Origin of the sequence: Streptomyces sp. BBFR102 (assembly GCF_051397025.1) — a bacterium.
Lineage (GTDB): Bacteria > Actinomycetota > Actinomycetes > Streptomycetales > Streptomycetaceae > Streptomyces.
In genome coordinates this window covers 3412090-3432216 of sequence record NZ_CP195757.1, presented here as the reverse complement: position 1 = coordinate 3432216, position 20127 = coordinate 3412090, and the positions used below count along the sequence as shown (strand labels likewise).

Genomic DNA, 20127 nt, shown 5'->3' with positions numbered 1-20127 from the left:
GCCGTGCGGCTGCTCGTCGCCACCGCGGTCCCGCCCGAGCGGGACGCGGTGGCGCGCGCGTTCGGGGCGTCGCGGCCACCGGAGGAGACGGCCCTGCCCGGCGCGGTGCTGCTGCGCACCCCGGGTGCCGACGTGCTGGCCGCCGGGGTCGGCCCGGCCGCCGCGGCGAGCGCCACCTCGGCGGCGCTGACGGCGGCCCGGCTCGCGGGCAACCCGTACGACCTCGTCGTCTCGGCCGGGATCGGTGGCGGTTTCGCCGAGCGGGCGCCGGTGGGCGCGGTGGTGGTCGCGGACCGGATCGTCGCGGCCGACCTGGGCGCCGAGACGCCGGACGGCTTCGTTCCGGTGACTGGTCTGGGCTTCGGTACGGACGTGCACGTGCCGCCCGCCGCGCTGGTCGAGGCGGCCCGCGAGGCGGGGCTCGTGCCCGGCGCGGTGCTCACCGTGTCGACGGTGACGGGCAGCGCCACCCGCGCCGCCGAGCTGCTGGCCCGCCACCCGTCGGCGGTGGCCGAGGCGATGGAGGGCTTCGGGGTGGCGGAGGCCGCCGCCGCGCACGGCGTGCCGGCGTTGGAGATCCGCGCGATCTCCAACGCGATCGGCCCGCGCGACCGCGACGCCTGGCGGATTCCCGCCGCTCTGACCGCGCTGACCTCGGCCTTCGTCCGGCTCGCCCCGGCCGACGCGGGGAGCCCCTTCGCGCTGGCCCGCACCCGGCTCGTACCGTGAGCGGTGGCAGTGACGGCGGCCGAAGGGCCGAAGTGGTCGTAAGCGGGGGCAGGGAAGGCGAGGGTGGCGACATGAGCGGGAGCGACACGGACGGCGGCGTGGGGGACGCGCACGGGGCCGGGCGGCTGAGCATCGCCTACTCCCCCTGCCCCAACGACACCTTCGTCTTCGACGCGGTGGCCCACGGCCGGGTCCCGGGGGCGCCCGCGCTCGACGTGACCTTCGCCGACATCGACCTGACCAACGGCATGGCCGAGCGCGCCGAGTACGACGTCCTGAAGGTCTCGTACGCGGCCCTGCCCTGGCTGCTCGACGCGTACGCGCTGCTGCCGTGCGGCGGGGCGCTCGGCCGGGGCTGCGGTCCGCTGGTGCTGACCCGCGAGGCGGGCCTGCCGGGGTCGCTGGCCGGGAAGACGGTCGCGGTGCCGAGCGAGCGCTCGACGGCGTACCTGCTGTTCCGGCTCTGGGCCGCGGACCTGGTGCCGGGCGGGGTCGGGGAGATCGTGGTGATGCCGTTCCACGAGATCATGCCGGCGGTGCGGGACGGCGCTGTGGACGCGGGCCTGGTCATCCACGAGGCGCGCTTCACCTACCAGAACTACGGCCTGCACAAGCTGGCCGACATGGGCGAGCACTGGGAGGCGACGACGGGCCTGCCGATCCCGCTCGGCGCGATCATCGCCCGCCGCTCGCTGGGCGCCGAGCGCCTGACGGAACTGGCGGAGGCGCTGCGTACCTCGGTGCGCATGGCGTGGGACGACCCGGCGGCCTCCCGCCCGTACGTCCTGGCGCACGCCCAGGAGATGGACGCGGACGTCGCCGACCAGCACATCGGCCTGTACGTCAACGAGTTCACCGCCGACCTCGGCGAGGACGGGTACGCGGCCGTACGCGGCCTGCTGACCCGCGCCGCGGCCGAGGGCCTGGTCCCGCCGCTGGCGCCGGACGCCCTGCGTTTCCCGTGACGGGAACGGCCGGAAACCGCGCCTACGACGGCGTACGGCGAGGCCGCCGGGCCCTGCGCGGCCCGGCGGCCTCGTCGTAGGTGCGCGTGGCGCGGCGGCTCAGACGTCGAGCTGGTCGGCGACGGCGCGGAGCATGCCGGCGATCTTGGTGCCGGACGCCCTGTCCGGGTAGCGTCCGCGCTCCAGTTGCTGGCTGACGTTCTCCAGGACGGTGGTGAGGTCCTGGACGATGGAGGCCAGCTCGTCGGGCTTGCGGCGCTGCGCGGCGGCGACCGAGGGTGCCGGGTCGAGGAGCGCCACGGAAAGGGCCTGGTCACCGCGCTGCCCGGCGACCACGCCGAACTCCACCCGCTGGCCGGGCTTGAGCGCTTCGACGCCGGCGGGCAGCACGGACGAGTGCACGAAGACGTCGCCGCCGTCGTCGCGGGAGAGGAAGCCGAAGCCCTTCTCGCTGTTGAACCACTTGACCTTGCCAGTCGGCAAAGCACTGTCCCTTCTCGCCCTGCCGCCGTCCGGCCGCAGTGTCCTGGTCACCTATCAGGGGGGGATGTACCCACGGCGAAGCTATCCCATCCGCTCCACCCCGGCCCGGAGATTACGAGGGCCGGGGAACTACCCTGGACCCGTGTCCGACACCACCCAGCAGACCCCGGCCCCCGGCGACCGCCTCGTGAAGACCGGCGGCATCGTCTTCATCATCGGCGCCGTGGCGACCCTCGTCACCCTCGCGCCCCTCTTCCTCGGCTCCGACCCGTTCCCGACCGCCGCCTACCTCGTCTCCATGCTGATGGGCGTCGGCTTCCTCATCGCGGGGGCCGGGCTGGTCCGCTCGATCTGCGCGCAGCGGCGGGAGACCCGGGCGGCTGTGGAGGGCTGAGGACGGCCCCCGCGCCCGGCATCCGTGACCGGCGGCGCGTCAACGGGCTGTCCGCTCCTCCCCGCTCCGGCGAGAACGGGTTTGCGCGAGACGCACGGCGAGGAGCTCAATAGGAGCTGTCCGAGTCGGGGGACTCGCGCGCGAGCCGGTGCCCCTCGGCGCCCGTACCCGCCGCAGGGGGATCGATGACGCCAGGAGAACAGGGACCGCCGGAGCCGGCGGTCCCGCGACAGCCCAGCGCCCCGCCGGGGACGGGCACCGCCCACCACCCGGCCCCCGCCGCACCGGTCGCGCCGCCTCCGCCGCCCGCCCCGCCGTGGCACCCGGGCGCGGTCGACCTCCAGGTCGGCAAGCGGCTGCTGTGGGTCGGCGGGGCCGTCTACCCGCTGCACAACATCGCCCGCGTCTACACGTTCGTCCTGCATCCCCGCCGCAAGGAAGCCTGGGAGCGGTTCTTCGGCAGGATCGCCCTGATCGCGGTCGCGGTCGCGGTACTCACCCTGCTGAACCTGCTGATGGTGGGCCTCGCCTCGCTGGGGGGCGGCGGTGAGGGGTTCTTCCTGGTCATCGTCCTGGCCTGGCTCGCGGGGATCGGCGCCGGCATCTACCACGTCACACAGCTGGCGTCGGTGCTGTCCGCGAAGCCCCGCTTCGTCCTGGCCATCGAGACCTCCGGCGCCTCCACCGCCCTGGTGACCAGCGCCAGCGCCGACCACCTGCGCGACCTGGTGGGCCGCATCTCGTACGCCATCGACCACCCGGAGACGGAGTTCCAGGTGACGGTGGAGATGGTCAACGCCAGCCCGAACCACTTCTACTTCGGGGACAACGTCAACATGTACGGCGGCAGGGGCAACGTGGGGATGGAGAAGACGGGATGAGCGGCGACACCTTCCACTTCGGCGACAGCGTGACGATGAACGGCGGCGTCGGGAACACCGGCATCGTCAAGCACCAGGCCGCCCCGGCGGCCACCGGGGCCGACAGCGCGCTCCAGGAGGCGCTGCGGGACCTCGCCCCGCTCCTGCGGGACCTGCGTGAGCGGGTCTCCCCGATGAGCGCCGAGATGATCGACGACTCCCTCGACGACCTCGACGCCGAGGGGGAGAGCACGCCGCGCGGACGCCACCGGGCCCTGATGGCTGTCTCCGGCATCGCCCAGTCGGTGGGGGCGGTCGGCGCCCCCGCGCTGGAGGCGGTCAACCGCGTACTCGCCATGCTCTCCCCCGGCTGAGCCGCCGGGCCGCCTCAGGCGGTCAGTGCCTCCTCCAGCTCGTCCAGGATCTGCTGGGCGGCGGTGTAGCCGATCCCCTGGAGCCACAGCTCGTCGTCGACCTTGTGGACGGCGCCGGACTTCACGGCGTCCAGGGAGCGCCAGAGGGCGGACCTGGTCGTCTGGGTCTCCTTGGCCTTGTCGGGGTCGCCGTAGGTGGCGGTGAAGACGGCGTCGGCGTCGGCCAGGTCGATCTTCTCGGGGCTGACGTCGTACGAGAAGCCGTCGGTGGCCTTGTCGGTGACGGCGGGGCGGCCGAGGCCGACGTCGGCGAGGAGGGTGCCGAGGTAGTTCTTCTTGCCGTAGACGCGGATGTCGGCGCCCTCGACGAAGCGGACCACGTTGACCTCGGTCGCCTTGGCCTTGGCCGGGCCGCCGACCGCCTCGGTGACCTCGGCGGTCCGCTTGTCGTAGGCGGCGGTGGCGCGGTCGGCCTCCTTCTGCTTGCCGAGGGCCTCGGCGTGCAGCTGGAAGTTCTCCTTCCAGGGGTAGCCGGTGTTCTCCGTCATCACGGTGGCGGCGATCTTGCTGAGCTGGGCGTAGCGGGCCTCGTCGCGGACCTTGGAGGTGAGGATCAGGTCGGGCCGGAGGGCGGCGATGGCCTCCAGGTTGGGCTGGGCGATGACGCCGACGTTCTCGATTCCGGCCAGTTCCTTCTTCGGCAGGTAGCTCGCGAACCCGCCGGCGGCCTCGGAGCGGACGGCGCCGACCGGCTTCACCCCGAGGGTGAGCGCGGAGTCCAGCTCGGCGGTGTCGAGGACGACGACCCGCTTCGGCGCGGCCGGGACCTCGACCTCGCCCATGGCGGTCCTGACCGTACGGGTGGCTCCCGCGCCCTTGCCCGTGTCGGCGGCGGTGTCGTCGCCGGAGCCGCAGGCGGTCAGGGTGACGGCGAGGGTGAGCGCGCCGGTGACGGCCAGGAGCGGACGGGCGGCGGTGCGTCGGGTCATGGGGTGGCCCTGCTTTCTTCGTGGTCGTGGGTGGGGAGGGCGGTCGCCTCCCGGGTGCCCCAGGGCGCGCCCGGGACGACGAGCGGGGAGCCGGTGACGGGGTCGGGGACGACGACGCACTCCAGGCCGAAGATGTCCCGGACCAGGTCGGCGGTGACGACCTCGGCGGGGGCGCCCTCGGCGACGACGCGGCCCTCGCGCAGCGCGATGAGGTGGTCGGCGTAGCGGGCGGCCTGGTTGAGGTCGTGCAGGACGAGGACGACGGTGCGGCCCTGTTCGCGGTTGAGGCGGCGGACCAGGTCGAGGACTTCGACCTGGTGGGCGAGGTCGAGATAGGTGGTGGGCTCGTCGAGCAGGAGCAGTTCCGTCTCCTGGGCGAGGGCCATGGCGATCCAGACGCGCTGGCGCTGGCCGCCGGAGAGGGCGTCGACGGGCCGGTCGGCGAGGGCGGTGGTGGCGGTGCGGGCCATCGCCTCGGTGACCGCCCGCTCGTCCTCCTCGGACCACTGCCGCCACCACCGCTGGTGGGGCTGGCGGCCCCGGGCCACCAGGTCGGCCACGGTGATCGCCTCCGGCGCCACCGGTGTCTGCGGCAGCAGTCCGATCCGGCGGGCGATGTGCCGGGTGGGCAGCCGGGCGAGTTCGGTGCCGTCGAGGAGGACGGCACCGCCGGTGGGGCGCAGGAGCCGGCCGAGCGCCCGCAGGGTGGTGGACTTGCCGCAGGCGTTGGGCCCGATGATGACGGTGACCCGGCCGTCGGGGATGTCCAGGTCGAGGCCGGGGACGACGGTGCGGTCCTCGTAGGCAAGGGTGAGGTCCCGGGCGGTGAGGCGGGCGGGGCCGGTCATGAGGTGCCTCCGGTGGCGCGGGGGCCGTGTCGGGTGACGAGCAGCCAGATCAGGTACGGGGCGCCGACCGCCGCGGTGAGCACCCCCACCGGCAGTTCGGTGGGGGCGAAGAGGCGGCGGGCCAGCAGGTCGGCGGCGACCACGGTGACGGCTCCGGCCAGCGCGGAGCAGACCAGCGGGATCTGCGCGGTGCGGGTCAGCCTGCGGGCGATCTGCGGGGCGAGCAGCGCGACGAAGTCGACGGGCCCGGCGGCGCCGGTGGCGACCGAGGCGAGCACCACCCCAACGAGTACGAGGCCGAGGCGGGCGCGGCCCAGGTGGGCGCCGAGCCCGGTGGCGGTGGCGTCGTCCAGGGTGACGGTGCGCTGGGCGCGGGCGGCCCAGACCAGGGCGGGCAGGGCGGCGAGCAGCGTCCAGCCGACGAGGGCGGCCTCCGGCCAGGCGCGGCCGTTGAGGGAACCGCTCATCCACACCTGGGCCTGCTGGGCGACGGTCTGGTCGCCCTTGGTCAGGAAGAGCGTGGTCAGCGCGCGCAGGGCGACCGCGAAGCCGATCCCGACCAGCACGAACCGGGTGGCCTGGAGCCCGCCCCGCCACGCGAAGACGTAGACGAGCAGCGCCGCGATCAGGCCGCCGCCCACCGAGATCCAGGGCAGCACGGTGTACGAGGTGACGCCGAAGGTCAGCGCGGCGACGGTGGCGGCGCTCGCACCCTGGCTGACGCCGATCAGGTCCGGGCTGGCCAGCGGGTTGCGGGCGACGGTCTGGATGAGCGCGCCGGCGATCCCGAACGCGGCCCCCACGTACAGCCCCGCCACCATCCTGGGCAGCCGCAGCTCCCCCACGACCAGCGTGTCCGGCGAGGGGCGCCCGAGCAGCACGTCGACCACGGCCCCCGGTGCGACGAAGGCCTCGCCGACGCTCAGGTACGCGACGCAGACCACGGCGAGCACGGCCGCCAGCACGGCGGCGGTGGCGACGGCCCGCACGGGGACGAGCAGGCTGACGGGGCCCACGCGTACGGGGGCGTGCCCGGCGGGACGTACGCGGGCGGGGGCCGGCTCCCGGGCTCCGGCGGGCCGGGCGGCGGGGGCGGGGACGCCGGTTCGCACGCTCACCGCACCGTCCTTCCCCGGACGAGCGCCACCAGGAACGGCACGCCGATCAGCGCCGTCATGACCCCGGCCGGGACCTCGCCCGGCGGGAAGAGGACGCGGCCGACGGTGTCGGAGGCGAGGAGCATGACGGGTCCGGTCAGGGCGGCGAGCGGGAGGACCCAGCGGTGGTCGCCGCCGACCAGGTGGCGCACGAGGTGCGGGACGGCGAGGCCGACGAAGGCGATCGGCCCGGCGGCGGCGACGCCGACCCCGGTCAGCACGGCGGCACCGGCCCCCGCCGCGATCCGTACCGCGGCGAGCCGCTGCCCCAGCCCCCTGGCCACGTCCTCCCCCAGCGCCAGTGCGTCGAGACCCCGGGCCGACGACGCCACCAGCACCAGCCCCGCCAGCAGGAACGGCCACAGCTGCGCGGCCACGGCGGCGTCCCGGCCCTGGAGCGCGCCGACGTTCCAGAAGCGGAACTCGTCCAGGGCGCTGGAACTGGTGGTCAGCACGGCGGTGGTGACCGACACCAGCAGGGCGTTGACGGCGGCGCCGCTCAGCGCCAGCTTGACCGGGGTCGCGCCGCCCCGGCCCCCTGCCGCGACCGCGTACACGGCGACCGCCGCGAAGCCCGCCCCGGCGAGGGCGAACCACACATACCCGGTCAGCGTGTGCACGCCCGCGAAGGCGATGGCGAGGACCACCCCCACCGACGCGCCCTGGCTGATGCCGAGGATGCCGGGGTCGGCGACGGGGTTGCGGGTGACGCCCTGGAGAGCGGTGCCCGCGACGGCGAGCGCGGCGCCCACCATGACGCCGGTCAGCGTGCGCGGCAGCCGCATCTCCCGCACCACCTCGGCGTCCGGTCCGGTGGCTCCCTGGAACAGGGCCTCCACGACGGTGCCGGGCGCGACCGTACGGGCACCGACCGCCAGGCTGAGGACGACGGCGGCCAGCAGTGCCGCCAGCGCCGCCACCGTCCAGCCCACCCGGCGTACGGCGGTCCCCCGGCGGGCCCCGGACACGGCGGGCGGGGCCTCGGCCAGGGGCGGGGCGGCTGGTGGTGCGGGGGCCATCGGGTCCTTTTCACGTCGTCGGCCGAGGGCGGGGGCGTACACCCGGGTACACCGAAGTCGGGGCATACGACCCCAATTGCCCGCTCTGTGCCCGTACTTAGGCTTGGCTAAGTGTACGGGTGCCGGGGGCTGCACAATGGGGGGATGCCCGAGCACCTCGCCTCCCCCAGCGCCCTCTCCCCCACCGACCCCGCCCAAGCCGGCGTCCCGGCCGCGCGTCCGGCCCCGGCCGGGGCGGGGCCCGTCGTCGGGTTCGATCTCGACATGACGCTGATCGACTCCCGGCCGGGCATCGGGGCCGCGTACCGCGTGCTCGCCGCCGAGACCGGCGTTCCGATCGACGTCGACCTGGTCGTCTCCCGGCTCGGGCCGCCGCTGGAGGCCGAGCTGGCCCACTGGTTCCCGGCCGACCAGGTCCCCGCCGCCGCCGCGCGCTACCGCGAGGTGTACCCGTCCACCGCCATCGCCCCCTCGCTCGCCCTGCCCGGAGCGGCCCAGGCGCTCGACGCCGTCCGGGCCCACGGCGGGCGCTCGCTCGTCGTCACCGCCAAGAACGAGGAGCACGCCCGGCTCCACCTCGATCACCTCGGCCTCCGGGCCGATCTCGTCGTGGGGAGCCTCTGGGCCGAGGCCAAGGGGGGTGCGCTGCGCGCACAGGGGGCCAGTGTGTACGTCGGGGACCACGTCGGGGATGTGCGTGGGGCGCGGGTCGCCGGGGCCTTCGCCGTGGGCGTCGCCACCGGGGGGTGCGGCTCCGGCGAGCTTCGCGACGCCGGGGCCGATGTGGTGCTCTCCGGCTTGGCCGAATTCCCCGCCTGGCTTGGGGAGTTCACGCGCTGAGCCGCCGCGTGCGGCGGCTGGGCCGCAGTCTGGCTGGGCTCCGCCCCGTCCGCGCCGGTGGCCTCGTGCGCCGGCCGGGCTGTCTTCGGCTGGGGTCCGCCCCGTTCTGCCGCCTCCTGGCCGTGCCGGCCCGCGCTGGCCTCAAACGCCGGCCGGGCTGTCTTCGGCTGGGCTTCGCCCCGTTCTGCCGCTCTTCGCCCGTGCCGGTCAACGATTGGCCTCAAACGCCGGCCGGGCTATAGGGGTTCGCGGTTCGTTCGCCGTTGTGTCGGGCGTGGCCGCACCGGGGTACCTCCTCACAAACTGCCAGGTGCGGGGACAGTCGCTTCAAGACGGGCTCAGGGCAGTTTGCTGCGGGGGCACCCCGGCACGACCCCGCCCTTGCGTTTCGTCGGCGTCGTCCCGCCGGTGGGAGGAGAAAAGACAGACCGTCCCGGAGCAGTTTTTGTGGGCTGCCGAGAGGAGGACGGTGGTGACTGTGGCGAACAGAACAATCGGGGACGGCCTCCTCCGCCCACCGGCGGTTGGCCGCGTACGAGACCGTGGGGTGGGGTCGTGTCGGGGTGCCCCCGCAGCAAACTGCCGCCAACCCGCCATGCTCCAACTGTCCCCGCACCCGGCAGTTTGTGAGGAGGTACCCCGGCGCGGCACCGCCCCACCCACGCACCGGAGAAACCGCGAACCCCACAGCCCGGCCGGCGTTTGAGGCCAATCAGTGACCGGCACGGTCAAGGAGGCGCGGGCGGACGACAGCCCAGCCACATCCGGGCCACCCCAGCCCGGCCGGCGCTTGAGGCCAATCGTTGACCGGAACGGTCAGAAGGCGGCAGACCGGGGCGGAGCCCAGCCCCAGCCCGGCCGGCGCTTGAGGCCAGTCGGCGACCGGCACGGTCAGAAGGCGGCACGGGCGAACCGGAGCCCGGCCAGGGCAGCCCGGTCGGGGGACGAGCCAGGTCGCGAGTTCTGCTCAGCCGCCGGAGGCAACATGCTCGGGCCCCGTGATCCCGAGCAGCACCATGTCGTGGTGGGCCCCGGCGAGGAAGGCATGGTCCCGCAACCGCCCCTCCTCGACGAACCCGAGCCCCCGGAACAACGCGAGGGACGCCTCGTTGAAGGCGAACACCTCCACCTCGCACTTGTGGAACCGCTCCTCGCCGAACATGTACCCGAGCAGGAGCGAGACCGCCTCGTGGGCGTACCCGCGGCGCCGGTGGGCGCGCCCGATCTCGACGCCGAGCCGGAAGCGCCCGGCCCGCCGGTCCACCTCCCCGACGGTCACGGACCCGGCGAAGCTCCCGTCGGCCACGGCCTCGACGACGAGCCGGAAGACGTCACCCCCGGGCGACCGCCGAGCCCGCTCGGCCGTCCACTCCCGGAAGCCCTCCTCGGAGCGAGGAGGCTCGACCAGGTCGGCGGCGCGCACGCCGTCGAGATCCCGGGCCAGGTCGCGAAAGCCGCGCCAGTCCTCGGGCTCGACCCCGCGCAGCCGCGCCCTCTCGCCAGTCCAGATGTCACCCACGACGCCCCCCGAGTCCGTATCCGGCGCGGGCCACCGGCCGCACGCTCACCGGCGCCACCGTACCGGCGGGCGGGCGCGCCCGCCCGGGATAATGTGCCACTCCCGTCCGCGCGGGCCGACCGCCGCACCGCGAACGGGGTGGGAACCCCCGGTACGCGGCGAGGAGGAACGATGGAGCACCCGGCGCAGGCAGCGGGCGGGGCCGTGGCCGAGGAGGGCCCGCCGGTGGAGGAGGCCGGGGAGGGGCGGGCGAGCGGTGTCCTGGGGCGGGTGGCGCAGTGGTGGGGGGCGTTGCGGCGTACGCCGGGGGCGTTCTGGCGGGACGACGTCTCGGACTACGCGGCGGCCCTGACGTACTACTCGATCCTCACCGTGCTGCCCGCGCTGCTGGTCGCGGTGATCGCCTTCGGGCTGATCAGCCCGGACACGGCGGAGCGGTTCGTGGGGCAGGTGGCCACGTGGGCGCCGGGCGACTCGGGAGCCTCCTTGCGTGACGTGCTGACGCGAGTGGTGCGGGTCGACTCGACGGCGTGGACGCTGCTGGTCACCGGCGGGGCGAGCGCGCTGTGGTCGGCCTGCAGCTACCTCGCCGTCTTCCGGCGCGCGCTGCACCGCATGTACGGCGTGCCGGACCGGCGTTCGCCCTGGGGGAAGGCGCACCGCATCCTGGCGACCGCGCTGGCCCTGCTGGCGCTGCTGGTGGTCAGCTCGCTGCTGCTGATGGTGACCGAGCCGGTGGCGGAGTCGGTCGGGCGGCTGCTGGGGCTGGACGCCGGGGTGGCGTGGGCGTGGAGCGTGCTGCGCTGGCCGCTGCTGCTCTTCCTGGTGGCCTGCCTGGTCGTGGTGGTCTTCCGGAACGGCCCCCTCGCCGCCCGCCGCCGCGCCCACAGCGTCCCGGGCGGCGCCCTGGCCGCGACCCTCTGGCTGACCGCCTCGGCGGGCCTCGCCGTGTACACCTCGGTGCTCAGCACGTACAGCCGCCTCTACGGCTCCCTCGCGGGCATCGTGGTCTTCCTGGTGTGGCTGTGGCTCTCCAACGTCGCCCTGCTGCTCGGCGCCCAGTTCACGGCCGAGCTGAGCCGGGCGGAAAAGGCCCGGGCGGAACAGGGCCGGGGCTCGCCTGGCCGCCGTCGCGCCGACGACGCCGCGACCCGTGGGCGGGGCTCGTCCGGAGCGTGACCCCCGTTCCGCTACGCGCCCGGAGGGGACTTCGCGCGCCATTGACGATCAATGACGCGTTTCCGCGCAGAGGGGACGTCCTTCCCGCCAGGAGCTGTCCTGAACCAGCCACTTGACATATGACACATGATCAGTTGGGCCCTATCCATAACTCACTGACGACCGATAATTTACGGGGTGTGACTACTGAACGAGAGATTCCGCTCCGCCACGCCTCCGCTCCCGACGGCCTGCTGTTCGCGAGCCAGGGCGAAGACCACCGGCGTTGGCGAGAGCTATTCAGCACACACGAGTTCGGCCACCGGGACCTCCCGCACCACGAGAGGGTGGAGTTGTCCTATCGCCGCCTGCGCACCGTCGCCGCGGCGATACCCGACGCCCGCGCGCTCGCCCTGAGCGCGCCGGCGCTGTCCGCGCTCCACGAGTGGGCGGGCCCGGCCGACCCCGGGATGGCCACGGTGGCCTCCATCCACTACAACCTCTTCCTCGGCAGCCTCCTCGACCACGACCACGAGGAACGGGACCTGGAGCCGTGGGTCCGGATGGACCGCATCGGCACGTTCCTGTGCACCGAGGCCGAGCACGGCAACGACGCCGTGAACCTGGAGACGACCGCCGAGTACAACCGCGCCTCCCGCCGGTTCGTCCTCAACACACCCGGTCCGGGGGCGGCCAAGTGGATGCCCAACACCTCGCTGACCGGCGGCCCGAAGGACGCCGTGGTCGCCGCCCGGCTGCTGGTCGACGGGCGCGACCGGGGCGTCTTCCTCTTCCTCACCCCGCTCAGTGACGAGCGGGGCCACCTGCCCGGTGTCAGCGTGGAGCGGCTGCCGCACACCGCCGGCGCGCCCGTGGACCACTGCGCGACCACCTTCCGCCACGTGACGCTGCCGCACAGCGCCATGCTCCAGGGCGACCACGGGCGGCTCAGCCCCGCCGGGGAGTTCAGCAGCTCCCTGGGCAGCTCCCGCATCCGCTTCCTGCGCGCCATCGACCGGGTGTCGATGGGCAAGCTCTGCATGTCCGGTTACAGCCTCGGCGCCACCAGGCAGGCGGTCGCGATCGCCGTGCGGCACGCCGCCGCGCGGCTGACCTCCGGGATGACCAAGGGGCGGCGGGTCCCGCTGATGGCCCACCGCAGCCACCACGAGCCGCTGCTCGACGCGGTGGCCACCACGTACGCGGCGACGCTGCTGCACCGCTCGGTGGTACGCCAGTGGGAGGCGGCCCGGGAGACCGAGCGCGCGGAGGTCGACCGTCTCGTCGCGGTGGCCAAGGGGTGGATCACCTGGGCCGCGCGGGAGACCATGACGACCTGCCGGGAGCGGTGCGGCGCCAGGGGACTGCTGCTGACGGAGGGCATCGCGGGGCAACTGGCCGCCAACGAGGGCACGATCACCGCCGAGGGGGACAACAAGGTCATCTGGGTCAAGGCCGCCGGTGAGCTGCTGATGGGCGGGTTCACGCCGAAGCCGCCCAGCGAGACCGCGCCCGAGCAGCGGTCCCTGCGCGACGGCACCCACCTTCAGGACCTGATGGCGGACGTGGAGCGGATCTGGCACGAGCGGGCGCGGACCCGGCTGCGCTCCGGGGAGGCCCGGGGCAACCCGATGGCCCGCTGGAACGGGGCGGTGACCCCGGCGCTGGAGCTGGTCGCCGCCCACGCGCACCGGCTGGCCGGGGAGGCGCTGCTGGAGGGCGCCGACCTGACCGCGGCAGACGAGGCGGAGCGCGTCCGCGACCTGCACCGCCTGTTCGCACTGCGCCAGGTGGCCGCGCACAGCGGGGAGCTGCTGGCCTGCGCGCGGCTGACGGCGGAGCAGGTACGGCGGCTGCCCGACGAGATCGAGCGGGTCGTGACGGACCTGGAGCCTCACGCCCTCGCCCTGGTGGAGCGCTTCTTCGTGCCGGAGAACCTGCCGGGCAGCGACCCCGCGCGCCTCGCGGAGAGCGAGCCGAACGCGGCGTGACCGTACGCGGGACGGCCCGCCGTGCGCGGGCACGGCGGGCCGTCCTTCACCTCTCGTCCGAGGTCACACGCCGCTGGTCCGGAGGCCAGACCGGGCGGAGCCGCCCGGTCAGACCCGGAAGATGTCGAGGAAGGAGCTCCAGAAGCCCTTCCTGCGGCCGCTCTCCGAGGACGGCGGGGCGGTGTGCTGCGGCTGCGGGGCGGCGGGCGCCGCCTGCTGCTGCGGGATGCCCCGGTTCTGGAGGGCCGCGGCCATCCGGGTGGCCGGGGTCGGGCTGAAGGCGACCGGCAGCGAGACCATGGCCCGGTGGAAGGGGCCCGGCCGCCACTGGAGTTCCTCCTCCTGGACGGCGAGGGAGAGGTCCGGCAGGGCGTTGAGGATCTTCTCGACCGCGGTCACCGCGATGACCTGCGCCGGGTCCTTGGCCGGGCAGGCGTGCGAGCCCGCGCCCCAGGCGAGGTGGGCGCCGCGACCCGCGCTGTGGCGGGCCTCGGCGAGGGCGGGGTCGGTGTTGGCGCCCGCGAAGGAGATCAGGACCGGGCTGCCGGCGGGCGCGACGACGCCGTTGCCGAAGTCCGTGTCCTGGGCCGGGTAGTGGGCGGCGTAGTTGGCGATCGGGGTGCGGTGCCACAGGACGTGGTCGACCGCCTCCTCGACCATCATCCCGGCGCCCCGGCCGCCTTCGGCGCCGGAGAGCAGTTCCAGCAGGGCGTTGCCGATGAGGTTGCGCTCCGGCTCGATGCCGGCGCCCATCAACATCACCAGTTGGTCCTTCAGCTCCTCGTCGGTCAGGCCGGCGGGGTGCTGGATGAGCCAGGAGATGACGTCGTCGGCCGGCTCGCGGCGCTTGATCGCGATGAGCTGCATCAGGCAGGCGTCGAGGCGGGCCTTGGTCCGCACCGGGTCCTTGCCGTCGAACATCGCGGACATCTCGGTGGTGAGGGTGTCGCCGATCTCGGCCGGGCAGCCGAAGAGCTTGTTGAACAGCAGCAGCGGCAGCAGCTTGGCGTACTCCGCGAGGAGGTCGGCACGGCCGCGCTCGCTGAACTGGTCGATGAGGTAGTCGGCGATCGGCTCGACGTCGCGGCGCACGCGCGTGATGTTCAGCTTGGCGAGGCTGTCGGTGACCGCCTTGCGCAGCCGCAGGTGCACGGCGCCGTCGGTGAACAGGGCGTTCGGCCGGTACGCCATCATCGGCAGGACCGGGCTGTCCATCGGGACGCGGCCCTCGTTCAGCGCGGTCCAGCGGCGGGCGTCGCGGGGGAAGCCCGTCGGGTTCTGGAGCACGCGCAGCGCCGTCTCGTACCCCACGACCAGCGTCGCGTCGACTCCGGGAGCCAGCTCGACCGGGCCGGCCGAGCCCTGCTCGCGCAGTCGGTCGTAGACCGCCTGGGGGTCGGCGGCGAAGTTGGCGTCGTGCATCGGGCATCTGCCGGGCGTCGCCGAGGCGTACGGGGAGTGGCTTTCCATGGGGTCTCTCTCTGTGTCCCGGGCGGTCCGGGCGGGCGGGGGTCCTGGCGGGCGTCCCGTCGGGGGCGGGGGTCGGTCAGGCGACGCGCTCGCGCGTGAGGAGGTGGCGTACGAGGGCGATCAGGGCGCGGGCGGAGGACTCGCGGTCGCGGGCGTCGCAGTACACGACCGGGGTGTCCGGCAGCAGGTCGAGGGCCTCGCGGACCTCGCCCTCGCCGTACTTCCGCTCCGGGGTGAAGCTGTTGACGGCGATGGCGTAGTCCAGGCCGTAGCTCTCGATGAGGTCGATGACCGGGAAGGTCTCCTCCAGGCGCTCCGGGTCGACCAGGAGCAGGGCGCCGAGGGCGCCGCGTGCCGTGTCCTCCCACAGCTGCATGAAGCGCTGCTGGCCCGGGGTGCCGAAGAGGTACAGGACCAGGTCGTCGGCGAGGGTCAGCCGCCCGAAGTCCAGGGCGACCGTGGTCGTGCGCTTGTCGGGAGCGGCGCTCAGGTCGTCGAACTGTACCGACGCCTGGCTCATCTTCTCCTCGGTGCGCAGCGGCTTGATCTCCGACAGCGCGCCGATGAGGGTCGTCTTGCCGACGGCGAAGTGGCCCACCACCAGGATCTTGGCAGCGGTGGTCACCGCCTCGGAGACGTAGAGCGGTCCCCGGGCCGTCTCAGCCGATGAGGGATTGGAGTCCATTCAGAACCTTCTCAAGAGTGTCTCTCTCGACGTTCTGCGCCCGCGGCGGTTCGGCACGGCGCAGCAGGTGGCCCTGGTCGAGTAAATCGGTGAGCAGCAACCGGGCCACGCCGACCGGCAGGGCGACGTGGGCGGCCACTTCCGCTACGGACAGGTAACCCCCGCCCAGCAGCTCCCAGATGGCCTTGACCTCCGGGGACGCCCCCAGCGGGAGCGTCCGGTCGGGGGCGATGGTGACCAGGGTCTGGAGGGCCAGCTGGTCGCCGGCGGGCAGCGTCCGCCCGCCGGTGATGACGTAGGACCGGACGAAGTCGCTGGTGACGGAAGCTTCCTCGCCGGGCCTCGTCATACGCTCACACCGTTGTTCGAGCGTGGCGCCACGCCCATCGCTCTGCTCAGCGCCGCCACCGTCTTCTGCATCCGGATGGACATCGACTCCATGTCGACGTCGACGGCCGCCGAGACCGCCAGGTAGGCGCCCTGGCCGGCGGCGATGAGGAAGATCCAGCCGCCGTCGTACTCCATGAGCGTCTGCTTCCACATGCCGCGGCCGAGGCCGACGAAGCCGGCGACGGCGCGGCTGAGGGACTGCATGGAGCTCATGGCTGCCGCGTTGGTCTCGGCCTCGCCGCGCTCGATGCCGTCCGAACGCTGGAGGAGCAGGCCGTCACCCGAGACGAGGACGGCGTGACGGGCACCGCGCACTTCCAGCACGTCGTTCAGCACCCAGGACAGATCGGTGTTCACTGGTACTCGGGTCCTTCCGTGGTCATCGTGTCCCGGCCGATCCGCGTCCCCCGGGCGAACGCCCCGAGTCGCGACGCGGTCATCTCGCTGTCGGCGGCCGGCGTCTCTGCGGTGGTGGCGGGCTCGCTGAGCGCGGCCGCGGCCGCCACCTCGCCCGCGCGCCTGCGGCGCTTGGGCAGGCCGCCGGTGGTGGTGCCCACGACCTGCGAGGTGTGGGCGTCCGGTACGGCCGTCAGGTGCTGCGGGGGGTGGGGCGTGGCGAGCTCGACCCGGGCGGGGGCCTGGGCGGGTTCGCTGAACTCCGTCGTGAGCAGTTCCTCCGGAACACGGATCACCGCGCGCACACCTCCGTAGGGGGACACCGACCCGACCGAGACGGCGAAGCCGTAGCGGGCGGCGAGCATGCCGCTGACGGCGAATCCGACCCGGGGAGGGTCCCCGAGACTCGTGATGTCGACGCTTCCGTCGGTGGCCAGCAGCGTGGCCGCGCGGTCCTTCGTCTCCTGGTCCATGCCGAGGCCGGCGTCGTCCACGATGAAGCAGACGCCGCTGGGGACGGCCTGGATGTTGACCTCGACGGGGGTGCCGGGAGCGCTGTAGTTGGTGGCGTTCTCCAGCAGCTCGGCGAGGACGACCGCGACGGGCTCCACGGCCTTGCTGGTGACGGCGACGTTCACCTGCGAGTGGACGCTGACCCGGCCGAAGTCCTTGATCCGGCCCTGGGCGCTGCGCGCCACGTCGTACACGGTGGCGGTGACGTCGCGGCGCCCGAGCCAGCCGCCGCACAGGACGGAGATGCCCTTGGCGCGGCGCGAGAACTGGCTGCCGGTGTGGTCGACGGACATCAGGTCGCCGAGGACCTCGGCGTCGTTGCCGTACTTCTTGAGCAGCCCGTCCAGGAGCAGCTGCTGCTCCTCGGCGAGGGACTGCAGGGTGCCCATGGCGGACTTCAGCACGGCCTTGGTGGCGGACTCCGCGTCCGCGCGTACGTCGGCGACGTCGTGGGTGTGGCGGGCGCCCATCTCCTGCTGGCGCAGGTGCAGGCGGCCGATCTCGCCACGGGTCTCGGCGAGGCTCCTCTCCAGCTCCCCTTTCCCCCGCCGCAGGGCGAGGTTGGTTCTGCGGGCGCTCAGCACTGCGAGCGCCGCAGCGACCAGAACAACAAGCAGGACCCACAGCAGTGGCTCCTGGATGAATGACGTCATGAGACTCTCTTCAAGTCGCATCGCGTCGGAGCTTCGGGCAGCCGAGGGAGCCCGCGACGGAGCCGGCGGGCCTCCTCCACTCGGAAGGTCAAGGCCGCGGGCCGCCTCATACGGACCTCACTGGGGGGACCACACCCGCTCCTCCACGATGGAGCCTTCGCGACTGCCCCCCGTGGCACGTGATCTCACGTACCGTCAGTCTGCTCAAAGTTTGATGATCGTATCACCGCGTCAACTGGTGCAGGCTTGATCGCGGCTTTGGCGGGGGAAGCCTACAGGAGCATCACAACACGCCTTGTTTGAACACCTGTTGGACAGGTCGGACGGCGTCTGCCAACCCGCTCCAGCGGTGTCCGCGGCCGTCAGCGGTAGGCGGCGGCGAGGACGACGTCGACCAGCCGGTCAGCGGCGTCCGGGCGGCCGTGCGCCCGCGCCGCCGTGGCCATCGCCTCGCGCCGCGCCGGGTCGGTGAGCAGCGGCTCGACCGCCTGCCGCAGCCCCTCGGGGGTCGCCGCCCGGCCCTCCAGGGCGAGCGCGGCTCCGGCACGCGCCAGGTGCCGCGCGTTGTGCCCCTGTTCGTCGCCGGCCGAGGAGGCCAGGGGGACGAAGACCGCCGGCTTGCCGAGCGCGGTCAGCTCCGCGAGCGTGCCGGCGCCGCTCCGGGAGACCACGACATCCGCCAGGGCCAGGACGTCCGGCAGCTCCGGGCCGACGAAACCCGTCAGGAAGTAGCGGCCCGCCCCTTCGGGCCCGAGCCCCGCCGTGCCCGCCCGCAGGGTCTCGACGTGGGCCGGGCCGCACTGGTGGACCACGTTGGCCCGTTCCAGGAGCCACGGCAGGGCGCTGACGGCCATGTCGTTGATCTGCCGGGCCCCTTGGGCGCCCCCGGTCACGTAGAGCGTCGGGAGGCGGGGGTCGAACCCGGTCAGGCCGAGAGCGGCCACGGCCTTGTCGGCGCGCCCGGCGAGCACCTCGGGCCGCACCGGGTTGCCGGTGACGACGGCGGAGGCGCGCAGGCTCTCCGGCAGCAGCGGGAGGGAGGAGTCCGAGGAGACGGCGATCCGGGTGGCCGAGGAGGCGAGCCTGCGGTTGGCGAGCCCGAGCCGCACGGTCTGCTCGTGCAGCACCAGGGGTCGTTCGCAGGCCCGCGCGGCGAGACCGGCCGGCACGGCGACGTAGCCGCCGGTCGCCAGGACCACGTCCGGGCCGAACGCCTTGATCGCCCGGCGGGCCTGCACGACGCCCAGGGGGACGCGTGCCATGTCCCGGAGGTTGGCGGGGCCGAGCATCCGCAGGGGGTTCCGGTGGCGGCGGATCTTGCCGGTGGCCACCGCGGTGAACGCGATCCCCTCGTCGCGGGCGACCCTGGCCTCCAGCCCGTCGGCGGTGCCGATCCACAGGACGTCGAGGCCGCGGCCCGCCTCGGCCAGCCGTTGCCGCAGGGTGCGGACGGCCGTCAGCGCCGGGTACGTATGACCGCCGGTCCCTCCCCCCGACACGACGAGGCGGAACGGGGACTGGGGTGCGGCGTCTGCGATCACGCGGCCACGCTACTGCTCCGGGCGCGCTCCCGCCCGTGCCCCGCTCACCCCTGCCGCCGCGCCCGCCACAGCAGGTACACCGCCGACGCCACGGCCGCCGTCCGCAGCAGCACCGGCCACAGGCCGGTGATCGCGTCGGCCATGCCCGCCTGCGGGATCGCCTCGCCCCAGCGGCGCTCGGCGCGGCCCCACAGCCAGACGGCGCCGCCCAGCAGGGTCAGGGCGGGGATGCCGAGGGCGGCGAACTTGGCCTGGAGGGGGGTGAGTCGCTTGGTGAGGTAGGCGGTCAGCCAGCCGAGGAGGAGGCAGAAGAGGTTGCCGAGGACGGCTCCGGCGACGAGGAGGGCGGCGGCCAGCAGGAGCAGGGGGCTGCCGAGCCCGCCGCCGACGAGGGCGCGCGGCGAGAACCGGCGGCGGCCCGGCGCGGCGCCGAGGGGGGCCTCACCGGCCTCCGCCGGGGCGTCGTCGGCCGCCGTGGTCCCGGCCTCCTCGCCCTCGTCCTCGCCCTCGGCCCGGCCCGGGGTCCGGGGCTTGTCCGTCCGCACGCCGGGGTTGAGGAGTTCGGGCACCTCCACCCCGCCCTGGAACCCGGCGAACTCCCCGGGCAGCCGGTTCCCGAAGGTCCCCGCGCCCCCGCCGCCGCCCAGCCCTTCGGGCGTGGCCTCGACCCGCCACCAGTCCGGCGAGGCTCCCGCCAGGTCGGGCCCGGAGACTCCGCGTCCGACGTCCTCCAGTCCGGGGATGCGCCGGGGCGCGGGCGGCGCCTGCTCGCTCTCCCTGGTCTCCCGGGGCCCGGGGAACACCTTGCGCAGGCTCGGCCGCGACGGTTGCGGGTCCGGTTCGGCGGGGCGCGGCGGCGGTACGGGGGTGTGCGCGGGCGCCTCGGGCGCGGCGGCGGTGCCGCCCGCCTTGGCCACCACCTCGGCCGGGCTGCCGAGCCTGCCGAGCGCCCGCCGCACGGCCGCGGGGCTGTCGCCGCCGGGCCGGGCCCTGCGCTGGTCGATGTCGCGCCGCAACTCGGTGATGAGCCGCATCCGTTCGGCCGCCGGAACGTGCCGTTGCTGGGCCAGGTCGCCGACGCGGCTCAGATAGTCGAAGACGAGCTGATCGCTCTCGATCCCCACGCTGCCCCTCACTCCGCTCGTACGCGCCC

The 20127-nt window shown here is 74.2% G+C and carries 21 protein-coding genes; 8 read left to right on the top strand and 13 right to left on the bottom strand.

Annotated features, from left to right (window positions below):
- The first annotated feature begins 3 nt into the window (after positions 1 to 3).
- Together ACSLIC_RS15400 and ACSLIC_RS15395 are read left to right on the top strand one after the other, a co-directional pair.
- Positions 4 to 729 carry a futalosine hydrolase gene (locus ACSLIC_RS15400; RefSeq protein ID WP_436738265.1) on the top strand — a complete coding sequence of 242 codons (726 nt, stop codon included), beginning with the start codon at positions 4 to 6 and terminating at the stop codon, positions 727 to 729.
- Positions 730 to 800: 71 nt separating this feature from the next.
- Entirely contained in the window at positions 801 to 1694 is an 894-nt protein-coding gene (locus ACSLIC_RS15395; protein WP_436738264.1) for a 1,4-dihydroxy-6-naphthoate synthase, read from the top strand.
- A 99-nt stretch (positions 1695 to 1793) separates the two neighbouring features.
- On the opposite strand, the gene ACSLIC_RS15390 is transcribed toward ACSLIC_RS15395, so the two are convergent.
- On the bottom strand, positions 1794 to 2177 hold the full coding sequence (locus ACSLIC_RS15390; RefSeq protein WP_436738263.1) for a cold-shock protein: 384 nt from the start codon (positions 2175 to 2177) through the stop codon (positions 1794 to 1796).
- Positions 2178 to 2319: 142 nt separating this feature from the next.
- Between ACSLIC_RS15390 and ACSLIC_RS15385 the strand changes: the two genes are divergently transcribed.
- The 3 genes from ACSLIC_RS15385 to ACSLIC_RS15375 all read left to right on the top strand — a co-directional run bounded on the left by ACSLIC_RS15385 (position 2320) and on the right by ACSLIC_RS15375 (position 3805).
- Positions 2320 to 2571 carry a hypothetical protein gene (locus tag ACSLIC_RS15385; RefSeq protein ID WP_436738262.1) on the top strand — a complete coding sequence of 84 codons (252 nt, stop codon included), beginning with the start codon at positions 2320 to 2322 and terminating at the stop codon, positions 2569 to 2571.
- Positions 2572 to 2756: 185 nt separating this feature from the next.
- Complete coding sequence (locus ACSLIC_RS15380; RefSeq protein ID WP_436738261.1) at positions 2757 to 3452, top strand: DUF6232 family protein; 696 nt, start codon at positions 2757 to 2759, stop codon at positions 3450 to 3452.
- Complete coding sequence (locus ACSLIC_RS15375; protein ID WP_436738260.1) at positions 3449 to 3805, top strand: hypothetical protein; 357 nt, start codon at positions 3449 to 3451, stop codon at positions 3803 to 3805. Before ACSLIC_RS15380 ends, ACSLIC_RS15375 begins: the two co-directional genes overlap by 4 nt.
- Positions 3806 to 3819: 14 nt before the next feature.
- Here ACSLIC_RS15375 and ACSLIC_RS15370 read toward each other — a convergent pair whose 3' ends face one another.
- From ACSLIC_RS15370 to ACSLIC_RS15355, 4 genes are read right to left on the bottom strand one after another with little or no spacing between them, the layout of a single operon-like run.
- A complete protein-coding gene (locus tag ACSLIC_RS15370; protein WP_436738259.1) occupies positions 3820 to 4794 on the bottom strand; it encodes an ABC transporter substrate-binding protein in 975 nt (324 codons plus the stop codon).
- Positions 4791 to 5642, bottom strand: coding sequence for an ABC transporter ATP-binding protein (locus tag ACSLIC_RS15365; protein WP_436738258.1), 852 nt, complete (start codon positions 5640 to 5642; stop codon positions 4791 to 4793). Before ACSLIC_RS15365 ends, ACSLIC_RS15370 begins: the two co-directional genes overlap by 4 nt.
- Positions 5639 to 6754, bottom strand: coding sequence for a FecCD family ABC transporter permease (locus ACSLIC_RS15360; protein ID WP_436740380.1), 1116 nt, complete (start codon positions 6752 to 6754; stop codon positions 5639 to 5641). Before ACSLIC_RS15360 ends, ACSLIC_RS15365 begins: the two co-directional genes overlap by 4 nt.
- 2 nt (positions 6755 to 6756) lie before the next feature.
- Positions 6757 to 7818 carry a FecCD family ABC transporter permease gene (locus ACSLIC_RS15355; protein WP_436738257.1) on the bottom strand — a complete coding sequence of 354 codons (1062 nt, stop codon included), beginning with the start codon at positions 7816 to 7818 and terminating at the stop codon, positions 6757 to 6759.
- Between the two features lie 144 nt (positions 7819 to 7962).
- On the opposite strand from ACSLIC_RS15355, the gene ACSLIC_RS15350 reads away from it, so the two are divergent.
- Positions 7963 to 8658: an HAD family hydrolase gene (locus ACSLIC_RS15350; RefSeq protein WP_436738256.1), complete on the top strand. Its 696-nt coding sequence runs from the start codon at positions 7963 to 7965 to the stop codon at positions 8656 to 8658.
- A 967-nt stretch (positions 8659 to 9625) separates the two neighbouring features.
- Here the strand turns inward: ACSLIC_RS15350 and ACSLIC_RS15345 are convergent.
- Complete coding sequence (locus ACSLIC_RS15345; protein WP_436738255.1) at positions 9626 to 10177, bottom strand: GNAT family N-acetyltransferase; 552 nt, start codon at positions 10175 to 10177, stop codon at positions 9626 to 9628.
- Positions 10178 to 10348: 171 nt separating this feature from the next.
- Between ACSLIC_RS15345 and ACSLIC_RS15340 the strand changes: the two genes are divergently transcribed.
- Together ACSLIC_RS15340 and ACSLIC_RS15335 are read left to right on the top strand one after the other, a co-directional pair.
- Entirely contained in the window at positions 10349 to 11356 is a 1008-nt protein-coding gene (locus ACSLIC_RS15340) for a YihY/virulence factor BrkB family protein (protein WP_436738254.1), read from the top strand.
- A 119-nt stretch (positions 11357 to 11475) separates the two neighbouring features.
- The gene (locus ACSLIC_RS15335) at positions 11476 to 13326 is read left to right on the top strand and encodes an acyl-CoA dehydrogenase family protein (RefSeq protein ID WP_436738253.1); all 1851 of its coding nucleotides are present in this window, start codon (positions 11476 to 11478) and stop codon (positions 13324 to 13326) included.
- 108 nt (positions 13327 to 13434) lie between these two features.
- Here ACSLIC_RS15335 and ACSLIC_RS15330 read toward each other — a convergent pair whose 3' ends face one another.
- From ACSLIC_RS15330 to ACSLIC_RS15300, 7 genes are all read right to left on the bottom strand, one after another.
- Complete coding sequence (locus ACSLIC_RS15330) at positions 13435 to 14748, bottom strand: cytochrome P450 (protein WP_436740379.1); 1314 nt, start codon at positions 14746 to 14748, stop codon at positions 13435 to 13437.
- Between the two features lie 124 nt (positions 14749 to 14872).
- On the bottom strand, positions 14873 to 15481 hold the full coding sequence (locus ACSLIC_RS15325; RefSeq protein ID WP_436738252.1) for a GTP-binding protein: 609 nt from the start codon (positions 15479 to 15481) through the stop codon (positions 14873 to 14875).
- Positions 15456 to 15830, bottom strand: a complete 375-nt coding sequence (locus tag ACSLIC_RS15320) for a DUF742 domain-containing protein (protein ID WP_436738251.1) — start codon at positions 15828 to 15830, stop codon at positions 15456 to 15458. Before ACSLIC_RS15320 ends, ACSLIC_RS15325 begins: the two co-directional genes overlap by 26 nt.
- The gene (locus ACSLIC_RS15315; protein ID WP_436738250.1) at positions 15827 to 16228 is read right to left on the bottom strand and encodes a roadblock/LC7 domain-containing protein; all 402 of its coding nucleotides are present in this window, start codon (positions 16226 to 16228) and stop codon (positions 15827 to 15829) included. The genes ACSLIC_RS15320 and ACSLIC_RS15315 overlap by 4 nt, the downstream gene beginning before the upstream one ends.
- Entirely contained in the window at positions 16225 to 17433 is a 1209-nt protein-coding gene (locus ACSLIC_RS15310) for an ATP-binding protein (protein ID WP_436738249.1), read from the bottom strand. Before ACSLIC_RS15310 ends, ACSLIC_RS15315 begins: the two co-directional genes overlap by 4 nt.
- A 362-nt stretch (positions 17434 to 17795) precedes the next feature.
- Entirely contained in the window at positions 17796 to 18974 is a 1179-nt protein-coding gene (locus ACSLIC_RS15305) for a UDP-N-acetylglucosamine--N-acetylmuramyl-(pentapeptide) pyrophosphoryl-undecaprenol N-acetylglucosamine transferase (protein WP_436738248.1), read from the bottom strand.
- 44 nt (positions 18975 to 19018) lie between these two features.
- Positions 19019 to 20098 (bottom strand): hypothetical protein, encoded by a 1080-nt coding sequence (locus ACSLIC_RS15300; protein ID WP_436738247.1) that lies wholly within the window; start codon positions 20096 to 20098, stop codon positions 19019 to 19021.
- Positions 20099 to 20127: the final 29 nt, after the last annotated feature.